This window comes from Streptomyces marinisediminis (assembly GCF_026262575.1).
GTDB lineage: Bacteria > Actinomycetota > Actinomycetes > Streptomycetales > Streptomycetaceae > Streptomyces > Streptomyces marinisediminis.
In genome coordinates this window covers 1-441 of the sequence record NZ_JAPKFL010000120.1, presented here as the reverse complement: position 1 = coordinate 441, position 441 = coordinate 1, and the positions used below count along the sequence as shown (strand labels likewise).

Here is a 441-nt window from a genome sequence, read left to right as displayed (position 1 = left end):
CAGGTTGCGGTACCAGTACGCGGCGCCCATCTCCGCGCCGTCCAGCTCGGCGCCGGTCAGGGAGGAGTAGACGGGGACACGGCCCGGCCGGGGCTCGATCCCGTCCAGCAGGCGGGCCAACTCGGCCTCGATGGCCTCCACGTGCGCGGAGTGCGAGGCGTAGTCCACCTCCACCCGACGCGCCCGGACCTCGTCACGCTCACAGGCAGTGAGGAGTTCGGCCAGCGCGTCCGGGTCGCCGGAGACCACCACCGAGGAGGGTCCGTTGACGGCGGCCAGTGAGATCCGCCCGTCCCAGGCGGTGATCCGCTCACGCACCCGGTCCGCCGACTGAGCCACGGACACCATCCCGCCACGCCCGGCCAACGCGGTGATCGCGCGGCTGCGCAACGCCACCACCCGGGCCGCGTCCGCCAGCGACAACACCCCGGCCACCGCCGC

The 441-nt window shown here is 74.1% G+C and carries 1 protein-coding gene; it reads right to left on the bottom strand.

What is annotated here, in order from left to right:
- A partial coding sequence (locus tag OSB71_RS24335; protein WP_265950961.1) for an acyltransferase domain-containing protein occupies positions 1-441 on the bottom strand: 441 nt, incomplete at both ends.